The sequence below is a fragment of the Paraburkholderia sp. SIMBA_027 genome (assembly GCF_046535315.1).
GTDB lineage: Bacteria > Pseudomonadota > Gammaproteobacteria > Burkholderiales > Burkholderiaceae > Paraburkholderia > Paraburkholderia tropica.
Map to the genome: position 1 here is coordinate 112,953 of NZ_JAWRWY010000014.1, position 15,684 is coordinate 128,636.

Annotated in this window: 12 protein-coding genes; 7 read left to right on the plus strand and 5 right to left on the minus strand. The window is 60.9% G+C overall.

Annotated elements, in window-relative coordinates; translation table 11 throughout:
- The first annotated feature begins 72 nt into the window (after window positions 1–72).
- Window positions 73–1,758: a tannase/feruloyl esterase family alpha/beta hydrolase gene (locus tag SB764_RS25805; RefSeq protein ID WP_410865460.1), complete on the plus strand. Its 1,686-nt coding sequence runs from the start codon at window positions 73–75 to the stop codon at window positions 1,756–1,758.
- A 50-nt stretch (window positions 1,759–1,808) separates the two neighbouring features.
- Here the strand turns inward: SB764_RS25805 and SB764_RS25810 are convergent, their stop codons facing one another.
- The 3 genes from SB764_RS25810 to SB764_RS25820 form a co-directional block, all read right to left on the minus strand.
- Complete coding sequence (locus SB764_RS25810) at window positions 1,809–2,198, minus strand: 2-oxoglutarate dehydrogenase (RefSeq protein ID WP_321866801.1); 390 nt, start codon at window positions 2,196–2,198, stop codon at window positions 1,809–1,811.
- Window positions 2,199–2,265: 67 nt separating this feature from the next.
- A complete protein-coding gene (locus SB764_RS25815; protein WP_065059714.1) occupies window positions 2,266–4,095 on the minus strand; it encodes a S10 family serine carboxypeptidase-like protein in 1,830 nt (609 codons plus the stop codon).
- 377 nt (window positions 4,096–4,472) lie between these two features.
- Window positions 4,473–5,261 (minus strand): hypothetical protein, encoded by a 789-nt coding sequence (locus SB764_RS25820; protein WP_065059715.1) that lies wholly within the window; start codon window positions 5,259–5,261, stop codon window positions 4,473–4,475.
- 166 nt (window positions 5,262–5,427) lie between these two features.
- On the opposite strand from SB764_RS25820, the gene SB764_RS25825 reads away from it, so the two are divergent.
- A complete protein-coding gene (locus SB764_RS25825; protein ID WP_176081074.1) occupies window positions 5,428–5,688 on the plus strand; it encodes a hypothetical protein in 261 nt (86 codons plus the stop codon).
- 93 nt (window positions 5,689–5,781) lie between these two features.
- Here the strand turns inward: SB764_RS25825 and SB764_RS25830 are convergent, their stop codons facing one another.
- Window positions 5,782–6,156, minus strand: a complete 375-nt coding sequence (locus tag SB764_RS25830; protein ID WP_074985300.1) for a TraR/DksA family transcriptional regulator — start codon at window positions 6,154–6,156, stop codon at window positions 5,782–5,784.
- Window positions 6,157–6,598: 442 nt separating this feature from the next.
- Between SB764_RS25830 and SB764_RS25835 the strand changes: the two genes are divergently transcribed.
- The 3 genes from SB764_RS25835 to SB764_RS25845 all read left to right on the plus strand — a co-directional run bounded on the left by SB764_RS25835 (window position 6,599) and on the right by SB764_RS25845 (window position 9,006).
- The gene (locus SB764_RS25835; RefSeq protein WP_410865559.1) at window positions 6,599–7,516 is read left to right on the plus strand and encodes a LysR family transcriptional regulator; all 918 of its coding nucleotides are present in this window, start codon (window positions 6,599–6,601) and stop codon (window positions 7,514–7,516) included.
- A gap of 55 nt (window positions 7,517–7,571) precedes the next feature.
- On the plus strand, window positions 7,572–7,841 hold the full coding sequence (locus SB764_RS25840) for a hypothetical protein (protein ID WP_156773729.1): 270 nt from the start codon (window positions 7,572–7,574) through the stop codon (window positions 7,839–7,841).
- 136 nt (window positions 7,842–7,977) lie between these two features.
- The gene (locus SB764_RS25845; RefSeq protein WP_231957531.1) at window positions 7,978–9,006 is read left to right on the plus strand and encodes a sensor domain-containing diguanylate cyclase; all 1,029 of its coding nucleotides are present in this window, start codon (window positions 7,978–7,980) and stop codon (window positions 9,004–9,006) included.
- Between the two features lie 14 nt (window positions 9,007–9,020).
- Here SB764_RS25845 and SB764_RS25850 read toward each other — a convergent pair whose 3' ends face one another.
- A complete protein-coding gene (locus SB764_RS25850) occupies window positions 9,021–10,445 on the minus strand; it encodes a PLP-dependent aminotransferase family protein (RefSeq protein ID WP_110327694.1) in 1,425 nt (474 codons plus the stop codon).
- Window positions 10,446–10,647: 202 nt separating this feature from the next.
- On the opposite strand from SB764_RS25850, the gene SB764_RS25855 reads away from it, so the two are divergent.
- Window positions 10,648–12,975, plus strand: a complete 2,328-nt coding sequence (locus SB764_RS25855; protein ID WP_410865464.1) for an FdhF/YdeP family oxidoreductase — start codon at window positions 10,648–10,650, stop codon at window positions 12,973–12,975.
- A 400-nt stretch (window positions 12,976–13,375) separates the two neighbouring features.
- Entirely contained in the window at window positions 13,376–15,655 is a 2,280-nt protein-coding gene (locus tag SB764_RS25860) for an FdhF/YdeP family oxidoreductase (RefSeq protein ID WP_065059721.1), read from the plus strand.
- The last annotated feature ends 29 nt before the right edge of the window (window positions 15,656–15,684 follow it).

The following is a 15,684-nucleotide window of genomic DNA, read 5'->3' on the forward strand; positions in this document are numbered from 1 at the left end:
TTGCGCGCGGCGACCGTCAGGCGAGCCGCGCGCCGCCGCACTTCCCGACACGACCCACTACCTCATGGAGCGATGAAACCGTCCCGGGCGATCGCGCGTAGCGTTCCTTTCCACGCGGCCGCCTGCGCGGCGCTCACGTTCCTCGCGAGCGGCATCGCGCACGCCCAGCACGCGCCCGACCTGCCGCTGCACTGCGCCGATCTCGCGGGCGCGCTGCTGCCGCCTGCCGCCATCGGCCTGCCGACCAACGGCGCGCTCGTGCAAACCGCCACGATGATTCCCGCCACGGCCAACGGCAACCTCAACGGGGACTTCTGCCGCCTGACCGGCGTGATCCGCGCACAGACGGCGGGCACGCCGGACATCCGCTTCGAAGTGAATCTGCCGAGCCGCTGGAATGGCCGCGCGCTGCAATTTGGCGGCGGCGGTTATAGCGGCGTAGTCGTCACCGGCACCGGACCGATGCCGTTCTCGCCGGACCGCGCGCCGCTCGCGCGCGGCTACGCCACGTTCGGCGACGACTCCGGCCACAACGGCGACGCCTCGGTCGCGACCTTCGGCCTGCTCGACGAAGCCGTGGTCAACTTCGGCTATGCACATCTGAAGAAAACCCACGACGTGGCGCTCGCGCTGATCGAACGCGGCTACGGACGCGCGCCGGAGCACATGTATTTCGCCGGCGGATCGACCGGCGGACGCGAAGGCTACACGGTCATCCAGCGCTATCCCGACGATTACGACGGCGTGATCGCCAATTCGCCTGCACTGAATTTTTCGGGCGTGAGATTGATCGGCGTGGAACTCGGGCGGCTCGAATATCGCGTGCCCGGCGGCTTCGTGCCGCCCGCTTTGCTCGAACGCGTCTACGAGCGCACGATGCAGGCGTGCGACACGCTCGACGGCGCCAGCGACGGCATTATCAGCAACGTCGAAGCCTGCCGCGCGCTGGAGCCGAAAATCATCGACTCGCTGCGCTGTCCCGCCGATGCTCTTGCATCGGCCGCGCCGTCCGTTTCTGCCGACGATTGCCTCACGCCGCCGCAACTCGCGACGCTGCTAAAACTGCGCGACGGCCTGCATCTGCCGTACGCGCTCGCCTGGAATGTCGACCGTTATCGCGGCTACAACGTGTTTCAGGGCACGCGCTTCACGAGCCTGCTCGGGCTTGCGCATTCGCCCGAGCGCAGTTCGCAACTCACGTTTCGCGCGAACGGTTATCTCTACGCACAAGGCGATGCCTACCTCAAATACTTCGTTACGCACGACCCGACCTTCGATTCGTCGAACTTCGACGTGATGCGTCCGGGCCGTTATCAGCAGCGGCTTGCCACGCTTTCGGCGACCATCGGCGCGATGAATCCGGACATCGCGCATTACATCGCGCGCGGCGGCAAGCTCATCACGCTGCACGGACTCGCCGACGAAGTCATCAGCCCGAATCAGACCATCGCCTGGTATGAAGGCCTCGTCGCGCGTTACGGCCAGGCGCGCGTGGACAGTTTCATGCGGCTCTACATGGTGCCGGGTTATCAGCACGGCAATGGCGTGTTCATTCCGTCCGTCGATCTGATCGGCGCGCTCGACGACTGGGTTTCGCGAGGCAACGCGCCGGATACGCTCGTGACCACCGATATCGCGCAGGACACGAACGGACGCACGCGGCCTTTGTGCCGCTATCCCGCGTATCCGCGTTATCTCGGCAAGGGCAATCTGAATCTCGCGAGCAATTACGCGTGCGCAACGCCTTCTTCACCCTGAATTACGCACGCGCGTCGTGCCCGCGTTAAACCCAGTCCGAACTGCAATGCTTACTGACGCTGCTGCTTTTGCAGATACGTCCGTACATCGCTCATCGACACGCGGCCCGTATGCGCCGTGTCGATCTGATCGAAATGCTGCGCGATATAACCGAGTCCGCTGTCTTGCGCCTGGGTTTTCGTAATCGACGCGCCGTTACTGAGCGAGGCATTCGCGCCGAGCCGCGCTTCGATACGCGATTGCGCCGCGTCCTGCAATTGCGTGCCCGTGGTGGGCGTCACAGGCGCGGGACGGTTCGACGGGAAAAACGGCCCATCGACGCCATGTGCGCCTTGCGGAAGCTGCACGGGCGCCACGGATTGCGTGGCCGCCTGAGCGTTGACGGCGGCCGCGCACACGACGAGCGGCACGATGCAGCAGAGCTTGTCGAATAAAGACATGATCACTCGCTTTCAATAGATGAAGAACCGGTCCTCGCGCGCGTGCGCCGACGACCGGTGCTGAGCGTTACTGCAACGTAGCGGTTTGCGCCGTTTCGGTAGCCGTCGTTGTGGCCGTGGTAGTCGGGGTACTGCCTGAACTTTCATCCGACCACGGCGCGGGCAACGTCCAGAGCGAGAGCGCCAAAGGAATCGGCTGCCCCGCGTAGTAATTGACCAGATCGGCTTTCATTTTCGGCCGCGCAACGTCGTCGAGATAAATCATGTGGCCGCCGGGGAAAAAATTCACCTGCAAATTCGGGCTCAAACCCGCCACCGTCTGCAATCGCGCGAGCTGCTTTTCCGTATTGAAGAACGGCGTCGCGAGATCGTGATAGCCGTTCTCCGAGAGCACCTTCAAGTTCGGATTCAGTTTGATCGCGCCGACCAGATCGGGCAAGGTGTCCGGCAAGGTCTCGCCGTCGTGCGAAAAATCCCAGACCTGAATGATCGCGTCGTTCAGCGGCATATAGGTCGCGTTCGGCGCGGTGTAGCCGAGATAATCGGGCATCTGCGTCGCGAGCGCGGTGGTGAACGGCTGCGAAATCAGAATATCCGACGGGTCGCTATCGGCCTGCAGACGCGGATCGGAATTCGGCAGCGAAACACGTCCGTCGTAACGGCCGATCGTGGTGCCGGGAATCATCGCGTTGTTAAAGGGGTTCGTATTGAAGTAACCCTGCAAGCCCTGCATCGTCAGACTCGACGGCCACTGCCACGACTCCAGTGTGCGCGTGGGCGGCAAGACCGGTGTGCCCAGCGCATCGGGAATGCCCAACTGACTCAACACCCAGGTTTGCGCGTACTTCTTGAAATGGTTGTACTGGCCGGTTGCGAAAATTTCCGATTGCTGCGCGAACAGTCCCTGATCGATCAGACGTGGTGAAGCCAGATTGAAATACGCCGCCACTTCCGCGTAGCCGGGGTAATAGCCCGCGAGCGTATCGGTGTCGAGCGCCAAACCCGCGGTGGAATTCTCGATCGCCGTGGCTTCGATGGCATCGGCGTAATAGTTGAGAATTGCCGATTGCAGCACGATGCCCGTCAATTTCACGCCCGACGCCTCCAGCGCAAGCGCGAGCATGTCCGTCCGCGGCGTACCGTACGATTCGCCGTAAAGATATATGGGCGACGCGCTGCGATTGTTCACCGCCAGATAGCGCTGAATGAAATCGCGCATGACGTTCACGTCCGGATCGCAGCCCCAGAACTTCTGGTTCGTATTCGGCAGAATCGCTTCCGACAAACCCGTTCCCGGCGGATCGATAAAGACCATGTCCGTGGTGTCGATCAGGCTTTCCGTATTATCGACGAGCGGATAATTCGGCCAGTTCGTCATGAGCGGATCGGGCGTGGCCACGCGCGTGGGCGCGAACGAACCGAGCCGCAGCCAGATCGACGACGAACCCGGGCCGCCGTTATACACGAAGGTGACGGGGCGCGGCGAACCGTTGGTGCTCGGCGCGGTGTACGCCACGTAAGACATGCTCGCTTCAGCATTGCCTTTTGTATCTCGCGCCGTTAAGTGGCCGGTTGTCGTGGTGTAGTTGATCGTGGTGCTGCCCGAGGTCCACTGGTAATGCATGACCGCGGACCGTTCCGCGACTTGCGTCGGCGCGAGGCCGTCGCCCGCGTTGAGCGAATACGCAACGGGATCGGAATAAGGCCGGTTGGCCGCGGAAGATTGGCTTGCATCCTGCGCATTCGCCGACACCTGTTTAAAGGCCGTTGCGGATGCACCCGAACCACTATCGCCGCCGCATCCCGCGAGCATCAGCGCGGCGATACATAACGCGCTCGCACTGCGCATGGCAAAAATACGGGAGTGAAGCAAGCCGGAGCTGCCGTCTGATTTCATTATTGCCCCTTCGAATATCAATGCGCTACGCGAAAGCCGCTTGCGCCCGGCAGGCGTGTGAGAGGCGCCTCGTATTCGCATGGAAGCGAGCGGTGCGCGGCGGCTGACATTCTGCTTTCCATCCCTGACGCTATTCATTCAATTAATTGAATTGAATATCATCAGGAATACTATGCATCTGCAATGCATAGCACGGGCAAGGTCATTGCCCGTGGAAGTCTTCCCCGGATGAAATATTTTGTAATGAGGATGGCAAGGGAAAAATAGAAGGCGCCGGGGGGCTTTGTCAAGGCGTAGATTCGCGCCATGCGCCGTGAATGCGCATGGCGGTAACGATGGGATCGAACAGCGAGAAGCGGACCGCGAGGAGGAAAGAATTACGCAGAGGGAGAACGGTTTGCGGCGCGCTGCGGAATGAAGGCCACGCAAAGCACGATAAAGACCAGCAAAATGACGGAAGCGTACAGCCGGCTAAAATGCAGGCCGCCTTGCGCCACCGGTTTGTCGAGCAGATCACCGAGCGTCGCGCCAAGCGGGCGCGTCAGCACGAATGCGGCCCAGAACAACGCGGTGCGCGACACGCCACGCCACAGCCACAACAATCCCACGACGACCAGCGCCGCGCCGAAGATGGCCGCACCGACTTCGAAGCCGAGACCGAGGCCACCGCGATCGTCGCCCGCAACCCAGTCGCCGAGCGCGGTGCCGAGCGTTTGCGAAAAGAGAATCGTGGTCCAGTAAAACCATTCGACGCGGGGCGTATTCACGCTCTCGATCGACACGGTGCCTTCGCTGCGATACCAGATCGCGAGACTCAAGACGAGCAGCGCCACGATAATCGCCACGCCGCCCGGATAGCCGATGCCGAGCGAGCGATCGCAGAAGTCGGCGAGCGTCGTGCCCAGCGTCGTGGTCGCCACAATCGTGGCCCAGTAAAGCGCAGCGCTGAATTGATACGCGCGTACCTGTGCGGAAACGAGCACGACGAATGCCGCGAGAAAAATCAGCGTGCCCACGAGATAACCGAGATTCAACGACATGGTGACCCAGTCGCCGCCCGTCTCGCCCAGCGTGGTTGCAGCGATCTTGATGATCCAGAAGCCCAGCGTGAGAGCCGGAACCTTGCTTGCCGCTTCCAGCAGCGGTTTCTCGGTGGTGGTAGTCAAGAGGAGCCTCCAGGCGGACGCAACGTCCATGGAAACGCTCTAAGCTATAGGGGCCCGACTTAAGAGAACCTTACGGCAAGGCAGAGTCATCATTGCAGTCGTCGGTGCGAGACGATTATCTTGACACGAAGAAAGGTCGCTGTTTCGAATAGGCCGAAACACCGGCATGCTCAAGTTTTCGATTTATTTGCCGATACGTGCAGGGATGAATACAACAATCGCCCACGCACAAGCTGGCAGCATCATCCGCACCGCAACGAAACTGTTCGACCTTGTGGTGGAGTCACGACAGATCGATGCACGTTCCCCCGAAGGCATCGAGCTATACAGCGAGATCGTCTATGGCGCACTCTGGCGAGCGGCGCCGCGAGCAACCATGCAAGAGTTGCTCGAACTGTTTGACGAGCCGGTCAGCGCGGTCGCCTGACACGCTGACCTGAGCGGTTCGAGACCACGCGGTCTTGCGCGACGTCTCGATCCCGCCAGCCCCAACATCCGTGCGAACGGTTTCCGACGGCACTTACTGCCGGGCGTCGCGCACACTTTGCTCCTGCACCGTCACTACCGCTTCGGGCAGCGCTTTCAGCCGCTCGATGGGAATGGGATCGCCGCTCTCATCGGAAAAGCCATACGTGCCGTCGGCAATTTTTTCCAGCGCGCGTTGAATATCGGCAATACGCTGCTGATTCACATTGCGCAGCGCCTGATTCGCGATATCCTGCTCCATCTTCTGGGCGTCGTCTTCGTATTCCTCGGCCTCCGCACCAGTCGCTTCTTCCCTGTCGCGTTCCGCGCCAATGGTGTTTTCCTCGCTGCCCAGCACGTCGCGTTGCATCTCCAGCAAGCGCTTGCGTTGCTCTTCGATGAACGCTGCGCTCAGTGTCTGTCCGGTCATGTCGATTCTCCGAAGAAAAGACCAAGGCGGTGGTCCAGTGCGTCACGCGATTGAACCGCGCGCTCACTACGCGGCCATCCATTCGACTGATCCATAACCGAAAATCATCCTACAAATTGCTTTCAGTCGATGAACGCGCACTGCACATACGCCGCTTGATTCGCTGATCGAGCATAGCACCCGGCATACAAAGCGCTGAGCCTCGACGCAAAGCTGCAAAAGCCGGCGTTCAAACTGTACTCTCATCAACCGCCCGGATTTGTGCATTCCGCGACTCACTGTGTCCTTTTAACCTGTGACACATGATGGCGTCGCATCCAGTCGCGCGACGCCCCGAATCAGGAGCGCAACGAATGAAAGGATCGATCTGTCGATGGTGTCAATGGTGCCGATGGCCGGCGCGCACGCGCGCCTTGTCGCCGCAAACGGCAAGGAGCGGCGCGTGAACCTGCTGGAAGCCATGCGGATCTACGTGAGAGTGGTCGAACGCGGCAGCATGTCGGGCGCCGCGCGCGATCTGGACATCGGCCAGCCTGCCGTGCGCGAACGGATCGAACGGCTGGAGAAGTATCTCGGCTGCCAATTGCTGCTGCGCAATGCGCGTACGTTTCAATGTACGCCGGAAGGCATCCTCTTTCTCGAACGCAGCAAATTCGTGCTCGGCGCCGTGGAGCAGGTATTAGCGGAAGTGGCCAACGACGAGCACATTGTCAAGGGCACGATCCGCATTGCTGCGCCGCACTGCCTCGGTGAAACGATCTTGCCGGAAGGATTGAAACGCGTGCGCGATCTGTATCCGCGCCTCGATATCGAACTGGTGCTGAACGACAAGATCGCCGATCTCGTGACCGAAGGCGTGGATATTTCGTTTCGCGTCGGACCACTTGCGGACGGCGCGTATATTGCTTGGCCGCTCGGTCAGATCCGCCGTCTGCTGGTGGCCTCGCCCGACTATCTTGAGCGGCACACGGCCATCGAATCGCCGGCCCAACTCGCGGAGCACAATTTCATTCGCGTGAAAGGCACGTTCGACGCCAACCAGTTGCCGCTCGCGCTCGGCAGCGACATCGTCGACAGCGTGCCGATCCGCACGACGATCAAGACCACGCATTGGCGGCCGATGTACGAAATGGTGCTTGCGGGCGCGGGCTTGTGCGTGCTGGAGGAACCGGCGGCCACCGCCGCCATCGAAGCAGGTCGTCTCGCGCATGTGCTGCCCGCCTGGGAAGTGCCGGCGCTCGCGCTCAATCTGCTGATTCGTCCACAACGGCCCGTACCGGCGCGCGTGCGCAAAATCGTCGATACGTTGAAGGATTTTATGGCCGAGACATTCGAGCGCCGCGAGAAAGCGGAAGTCTGATAAATCATGCGGCCCGGAAAGCGGCAACCTGATCAATTAATCAGGAATGCAAATAGTGATTGCATTGAAGGTTGCCGTCTTCCGCTCCGTTTCGCTCGTGTGCATCGCCCTGAACCGCGTATTGATCGTCGGCGCAGGGCAATGCCATAATGCCCCTGCAGACCTTCAAAGGGAGTCGGCCATGAAACCTGAGTCGCGGAATCGCCGCCAGCGCTTTCTGCACGATCTGAAGTGGATTGCCATTCTCTGGGGCATCGGTTTTGGCGCCACCGTCCTGCTGACCCTGCCGTTTCACTTCCTGGTCATGGCGATGATCCACAAATAGCATCGCGCGCAGCATTTCATCATATGAATCAACGTGGTTCGGCACGTATTTTTTACACGTCCGCCGCACTCGGGCACTCAAGTTTGCGTGGAAAATGCCGTTGACCCGTGCTTGACGGCACACCACGGAACCCGCATTGGCCTTTTCCCCTGACGAACGCCTCGCCGCCGCCCTCACCGGCGCGGAATTTACTGGCGCTAGCGAGTCCGGCGACTCGCCGATTATCGAGTGGCTCCTGCACGACGATCAGGTCATGCGCGAGTGTTTCCGTCACGCCGCTGCCATTCTCAAGACCGTCACGGGCGCGTCGATCACCGCGGTACTGCTGCTCGACGCCGAGCATCAGCACTATCGCGCCGAAGCCGGCGTGGTGCTGCATCCCGTGCCGCGCAAGCAGTCGTTGAGTAACTACGTGATCGAATCCGACCAGTTGTTCGTGGTGGAAGACACGCGCGGCGACCCGCGCTTCACGCAATGCCTGCTGGTCAGCAACGCGCCGTTCGTGCGCTTCTATGCGGCCATTCCGCTGCATGCGCCCGGTGGCGAGCGTGTGGGCGCGCTCTGTGCGATGGACCCCGAACCGCGCCTGCTGACCGACGCGCATCGCGACGTATTCGAGCATTTGCGCGCGATGATCGAGAACGATCTGAAGCTACGCTGCGCGACCGCCACCGACCCCGTGACACGCCTGTTCAACCGGCGCTTCATGCTGGAGAGCATTCGCCAGAAATGGCACGACGCCCAGCCCGGCGACTGGCTCACCGCCGTCATGGTCGATATCGACTGGTTCAAGCAATTCAACGACACCTACGGTCATCCGGCGGGCGACGTCTGTCTGCAGAAAGTCGCCGCGGTTCTGCAAGACGTGGCGGACGAATATCAGGTCATCGCGGGTCGTATGGGCGGCGAGGAATTCGGCATGCTGCTCAGCGGGCAGCCGCGCGGCGAGGTGCCTGCCATCCTCGAAAAATTGCGGCGTGGCGTCATGCAACTGGATATTGCGCACCGGCACTCCACGGCGGGCGTGGTGACCGTGAGCGTCGGCGCGGCGCTCACGCAGCGCTCGGCGCTGGAAGGCGCAAACAGCCAGGCTGCGTTCGCCGCCGCCGACCTCGCGCTTTACCGCGCGAAGCACGCGGGCCGCAATGCGGTCGTCATCCATTAAGCCGGTCGGCGCGCTCACTTTGCGCAAAACGCCGCGAGCTTGCCGACCGTGATGATCGCCTGTTCGATTTCCGGCGACCACGGGCTGCTGTAGTTGAGGCGAATGAAGTTGCGATAATGGTTCGAAACCGAAAACATATAGCCCGGCCCGATCGTAATGCCCTGCGCCAGTGCAAGCTGATAAAGCTTCATTGAATCGACTTTCGCGGGCAGCTCAATCCACAGCACATAACCGCCCGCCGGACTCGACATGCGCGTGCCGGCCGGAAAGAAACGCGTGACCATCGCCTTCATCAGATTGGCCTGCTGCGCGTAATTCTTGCGAACGCGCCGCAAATGATGCTCATAGCCGTCGCGTTCGAGATATTCGGCGATTGCGAGTTGCGGAACGACCGAGGTCGTCAGCGTATTCAGGAATTTCAGTTTCTCGACCTGATCGCGATAACGTCCCGGCAACGCCCAGCCAATCCGATACGCGGCGGTGAGGCTTTTCGAAAACGATCCGCAATGCAGCACCATGCCTTGTTTATCATACGATTTCAGCGTAGTGGGATGCGAGTCGCCAAAATACAGCTCGTTGTAAACGCCGTTTTCGATAACCGGAATCTCCGCTTTGGCGAGCAGTTCGACGAGTTCGCGCTTGCGTTCGTCAGGCATCAGAAAGCCGAGCGGATTCTGGAAATTCGGCATCACCATGCAGGCGGCCACTTTTTCCGTTTCGAGAATCTTCGCGAGCGCGTCTACGTCCATGCCGTACTCGGGATGCGTCGCGACCTCGATCGCCTTCATGCCCGATCGCTCGATGGCGTGCAGCATCGCGTAGAACGTGGGCGATTCCACGGCAATCACGTCGCCCGGTTTCGCCACGGCCTGCAAACATAAATTCATGGCTTCGGTCGCGCCCACGGTCACGATGATCTCGTTGGGGTCCACCGCCATGCCATTCTCGAGATAGCGCCGGGCAATTTGCCGAAGCAACTCCGGGCTTCCCGGCGGCAAGGCGTTGTTCACACCCCACAACGCCCTCCTGCGCCCAACGGCCGACGCATAGCGATTGATCTTTTCATACGGAAACAAGAACGGATCGGGATACGGCGAGCCAAGCGGCACGGCATCGTCGGCGCCGATCGAGCGTAGCGTCGAGAGCACGAGGCGGCTCACGTCCACCGTGGCCGACACGGCAATCGGCTGGCTCGGACGCAATTCATCGGATTGCACACTGCCTTCGCTCACGCGCACGCTCACGAAATAGCCCGATTGCGGACGGCTTTCGAGCACGCCACGGCTCTCCAGCAGCAGATACGCGCGAATCACGGTAGTAATGCTGATGCGGTGCTGCTGGCTCGCCTGGCGCACCGACGGCACGCGATCACCCGGCCGGTACACGCCCTTGCGGATCAACGTTTCAATGTCGTCCGCGAGCTTTTCATAGAGTTTCACTGCCTTCTCCCCGGTAGACGCTCACAACGCGCCTCGCGCAGTGTAATGCGGCGGCGCGGCGCAACTGTACTCTAAGTGCTGAATGGATTTTGTGCGTCATGCACATCGCCCTGACCTTTTACGCTTTCGGCTATGCAGTTAGCGCGCTTGACGCCTCGCGGATCGACCCCGGGGCCGCGCAACGCCAACGGAGCGAAGGGCAATGGACAAGGCGAAATCAAAGGGAAAAATCGAGGCGTATCACCACCCCGCCGCGGGTTGGGGCGCGCTCAAATATGTCGCCATCAATCTGATCAAGGAACGCGTATCGGGCGGCAATTACCGCACGCTGTTCAAACAGAATCAACCGGATGGCTTCGACTGTCCCGGCTGCGCATGGCCCGACCGCGAGCACGCCTCGACATTCGAGTTCTGCGAAAACGGCGTGAAAGCCGTGGCCGCCGAAGCCACGAGCAAACGCGTCACGCCGGACTTCTTTGCGAAGCACACTGTCGAGTCGCTGATGAAGCAGACCGATTACGAACTTGAACAGCACGGCCGCCTCACCGATCCGATGGTCTACGACGCGATCACTGATCGCTACCAGCCCATCGCATGGCACGACGCCTTCGCGCTGATCGCCGAACAATTGAACGCGCTCGATTCGCCCGACGAAGCCGCGTTCTACACCTCGGGCCGCGCGAGCAACGAAGCCGCGTTCGTCTATCAGCTGTTCGTGCGGATGTTCGGCACCAACAATTTTCCTGATTGCTCGAATATGTGTCACGAAGCGACCAGCCGCGGCCTGCCGACGACGGTGGGCATCGGCAAAGGCACGGTCACGCTCGACGATTTCGAAGCCGCCGACACCATCATGATCTTCGGCCAGAATCCGGCGACGAATCACCCGCGCATGCTCGGCGAATTGCGCGAGGCTTCGCGGCGCGGCGCGACGATCGTGTCGGTGAATCCGCTGCGCGAGCGTGGTCTCGAACGCTTCACGAGCCCGCAGCATCCGTTGGAAATGATCACGTTCGGCAGCACGAAAATTGCGTCGATGTTCATTCAACCGAAACTCGGCGGCGACTTCGCGCTGATTAAAGGCGTGGCCAAGCGGCTGATCGAACTCGACGACGAAGCGCTCGAAAACGGCACGGAACGCGTGCTCGATATCGACTTTATCCGCGAGCACACGCTGGGCTTCGCGGCCTTCGCCGAAGATCTGCGCAACGAAAGCTGGCCGCTGCTCGAAGCGGAATCGGGCGTGGCGCGCGAAGATATCGAAGGCCTTGCTCGCGTCTATGCGAACGGCAAACGTGTGATTGCTACGTGGGGCATGGGCATCACGCAGCACAAGCACTCGGTGCAAACCGTGCATCTGCTCTCGAATCTGCTGATGATGCGCGGCAATATCGGCCGCGAGGGCGCGGGCTTGTGCCCCGTGCGCGGCCATTCGAACGTGCAGGGCAACCGCACCGTCGGCATCGAGGAAAAGCCTTCGCAAGCGTTTCTCGATCGTCTCGGCAAAGTTTTTGATTTCGCGCCGCCGCGCGAGCATGGACTCGACGTCGTGGAAACGGTCGAGCACATGCTCGAAGGCCGCCTCAAGGTGTTCATCGGCCTTGGCGGCAACTTCGCGATGGCGACGCCGGACACGCTGCGCACCTTCGACGGCCTGCGCTCGTGCAGACTCACCGTTCACATCACCACCAAGCTCAATCGCAGCCACCTCGTGCATGGCGAGCGCGCCCTCATTCTGCCGACGCTCGGGCGCACCGAAATCGACATGCAGAACGGCGTCGCGCAAGGCGTGACGGTCGAGGATTCGATGAGCATGGTGCATATCTCTTACGGCATGAACAAGCCGGCCTCGCCGAACCTGATGTCGGAAACGGCGATCGTGGCGAATATCGCCCACGCCACGCTCGGCGACGGCAAAGTGGATTGGCTCGGCTATGCGAACGACTACGCCAAAGTGCGCGACGCGATCGAGCAGACTATCGAAGGTTTCGACCGGTACAACGAACGCATCCAGCACCCCGGCGGCTTTCATCTGCGCGTTGCCTCGCGCGAGCGCGACTGGAAAACCGACACCGGCAAAGCGAATTTCATCGTGCACGCGGTGCAGCAGGACACGCCGATCGCGCGCGCGAAGGCGCAGCACGGCGACCGTCTGATGACGCTGATGACGACGCGTTCGCACGACCAGTACAACACCACGGTCTACGCGCTGGACGACCGTTATCGCGGCGTATTTGGCCAGCGCCGCGTGGTGTTCATCAACCCCGCCGATATCGCGATGCTGGGCTTCGAGAATGGCGACTGGGTCGATATGAGCACCGTCTGGGAGGACGGCATCGCGCGCCGCGCCGATCATTTCCGCCTCGTGGAATACGATATTCCGCGTGGCTGTATTGGTGCGTATTACCCCGAAACCAATCCGCTCGTGCCACTCGCGAGCGTGGGCGACGTCTGCAACACGCCGACTTCCAAGTCGATTCCCGTGCTGTTGCACGCTTCCTCCGAGCCCGCGGAACTGCCCGCTTTCTAAAGCGCATGTGTGTTCATCGCTTTTCCAGTTTTCATGATGCACGAACGCGCCCAATGCGTGCGCCGATAGCTAATATCGGCCAGTACACGTTCACGCCCTGAATGCTCATCTCTAGAATAGAATGGCACGCTTCAATTCCCTCTGCTTGCAAGCCGCTTCGGTCGAATTCACCATTTTGAAGCGCACATTCGTCATTGGAAATCGATATATTCAATTAAACACAACGCAACGGAATCGGCGAGTCAAGCAAGGCGAATCGGAGTATTTCATTCTTGTCTCCATATCGGGATTTCCTAAACTGAATCCTGATAACGGGGATGAGCTTTCATCGCGATGCGGTTGCGGCGCCGTCATGCTCGGCGACTTCGGCGCGTAAGCGAAACACCGAATGGAGTTTCCTATGACGAAACTACGCGATGTGCCAGGCGTCCATCCCTACACCGGCCCGGCGGGCGGCTGGGGCGCGCTCAAGGCCACGGCGCAGGCGATTCACGACCAGATGGAAAGCATCGAGGCGCCCATCACGCTGATGCGGACCAACCAGCCCGACGGCTTCGACTGCCCCGGCTGTGCGTGGCCCGACAAGGAGCACCGATCGACGTTTCAGTTCTGCGAAAACGGCGCGAAAGCGGTCACCTGGGAGGCCACCAGCAAACGCGTCACGCCTGAATTCTTCGCGGCCAATACCGTCAGCTCGCTGCTGCAAAAGACCGATTACGAACTCGAAGACATGGGGCGGCTCACCCATCCGCTCGTCTACGATCGCGCGACGGATACATTCCGCCCCGTCGACTGGGAAGACGCCTTCGCGCGAATCGGCGAAATTCTGCGTTCGCTTTCGCCGGATCAGGTGGAGTTTTATACGTCGGGACGCGCATCGAACGAAGCCGCATTTCTTTATCAATTGTTCGCGCGTGAATTCGGTACCAACAATTTTCCCGATTGCTCGAATATGTGTCACGAGCCGACCAGCGTTGGCCTGCCGCAATCAATTGGGATCGGCAAAGGCACGGTATCGCTCGACGATTTCGATTCGACCGAACTGATTATTTCCATTGGTCATAATCCCGGCACGAATCATCCACGCATGATGGGTACGCTGCACGAGGCCGCGCGCCGCAACGTGCCCATCATCGTGTTCAATCCGCTGCGCGAACGCGCGCTCGAACGGTTCGCCGATCCGCAAAGCATGATCGAAATGGCGACCTTCGGCTCGACGCGCATCGCCTCGACGTACTTCCAGGTCGATGCGGGCGGCGACGCCGCCGCGCTCAAAGGCGTAATGAAAGCGCTGCTACAAATGGAAGCGGAGCAAGGCGGCGTGCTCGATAACGCGTTCATCGCGCAACATACCGACAATTTCGATGCTTTCGCGGCAGACCTCGAGGCGACCACGTGGGACGACATCGAGAAAGCCAGCGGCCTCGCGCGGGCCGATCTCGAACACGTGGCGATTGCCTACGCAAAATCGAATGCCACCATCGTCACGTATGGCATGGGGGTCACGCAGCACAACAAGGGCACGGCCAACGTGCGCCTGATCGCCGACCTGCTGCTGATGCGCGGCAATTTCGGCAAGCCCGGCGCGGGTATATGTCCGCTGCGTGGCCATTCGAATGTGCAAGGCAATCGCACGGTGGGCATTACCGAAAAGCCGTCGCCAGCCTTTCTCAAGCTGATCGAAGACGCCTGTGGCTTCACGCCGCCCGCCGGCCACGGTCACGACGCGGTGCAAGCCATGCAGGCGATGATCGACGGCAAGGCCAAGGCGCTGCTGTGCCTCGGCGGCAATTTCGCGGTGGCGTTGCCCGACGCCGAGCAATCGTTTCCTGCGATGGCCTCGCTCGACCTCGGCGTGCATATCGGCACGAAACTCAATCGCACGCATTTGCTGGTGTCGAAGGAAACCTATCTGTTTCCGTGCCTCGGCCGCACGGAGCTCGACATGCAAAGCAGCGGGCGCCAATCGATCACGGTGGAAGATTCGATGTCGATGGTGCATGCGTCGGCGGGCAAGCTCACGCCCGCGTCCGACCAGCTGCGCTCCGAGCCCGCCATCGTGGCCGGCATGGCGCGCGCCACGCTGCCCCATACCAAAGTGCCGTGGATGGAACTGATCGCCGATTATGACAAGATTCGCGATCTCATCGAGCGCACCGTGCCGGGCTTCGAGGACTTCAATCGGCGCATCCGCGCGCCGGGCGGTTTCCGTCTGCCGCTGCCGCCCACCGAACGGCAATGGCACACGCCCTCGGGCAAAGCCGTGTTCTCGGTGTATGGCGGCGTGAAGGAAGACGCCGACGTGCTGGGCGCTCAAAACGTGTTGCGGCTCATCACGATACGCAGCCACGACCAGTACAACACGACGATCTACGCAATGGACGACCGCTATCGCGGCGTGTTTGGCCGCCGCGACGTGCTCTTCATGAACGCCGACGATATGGCGGCTTACGGCATCGAGCACGGCGATCAGGTCGATATCGAAACCGTCACGTCATCGGGACGCACGCTTCGTCTGAAGAACATCACGGCGATTGTGTACAGCATCGCGCGTGGTTCTGTCGCTGCGTACTATCCTGAAGCCAATGTGCTCGTTCCGCTCGACTACATCGACAAGGAAAGTGGCACGCCCTCGTATAAATCCGTGCCAGTACACGTCGTGCGCGCGGCGGGAAATTAGTTGTGTGCAATGCCGCCGGGCGCCGCGCA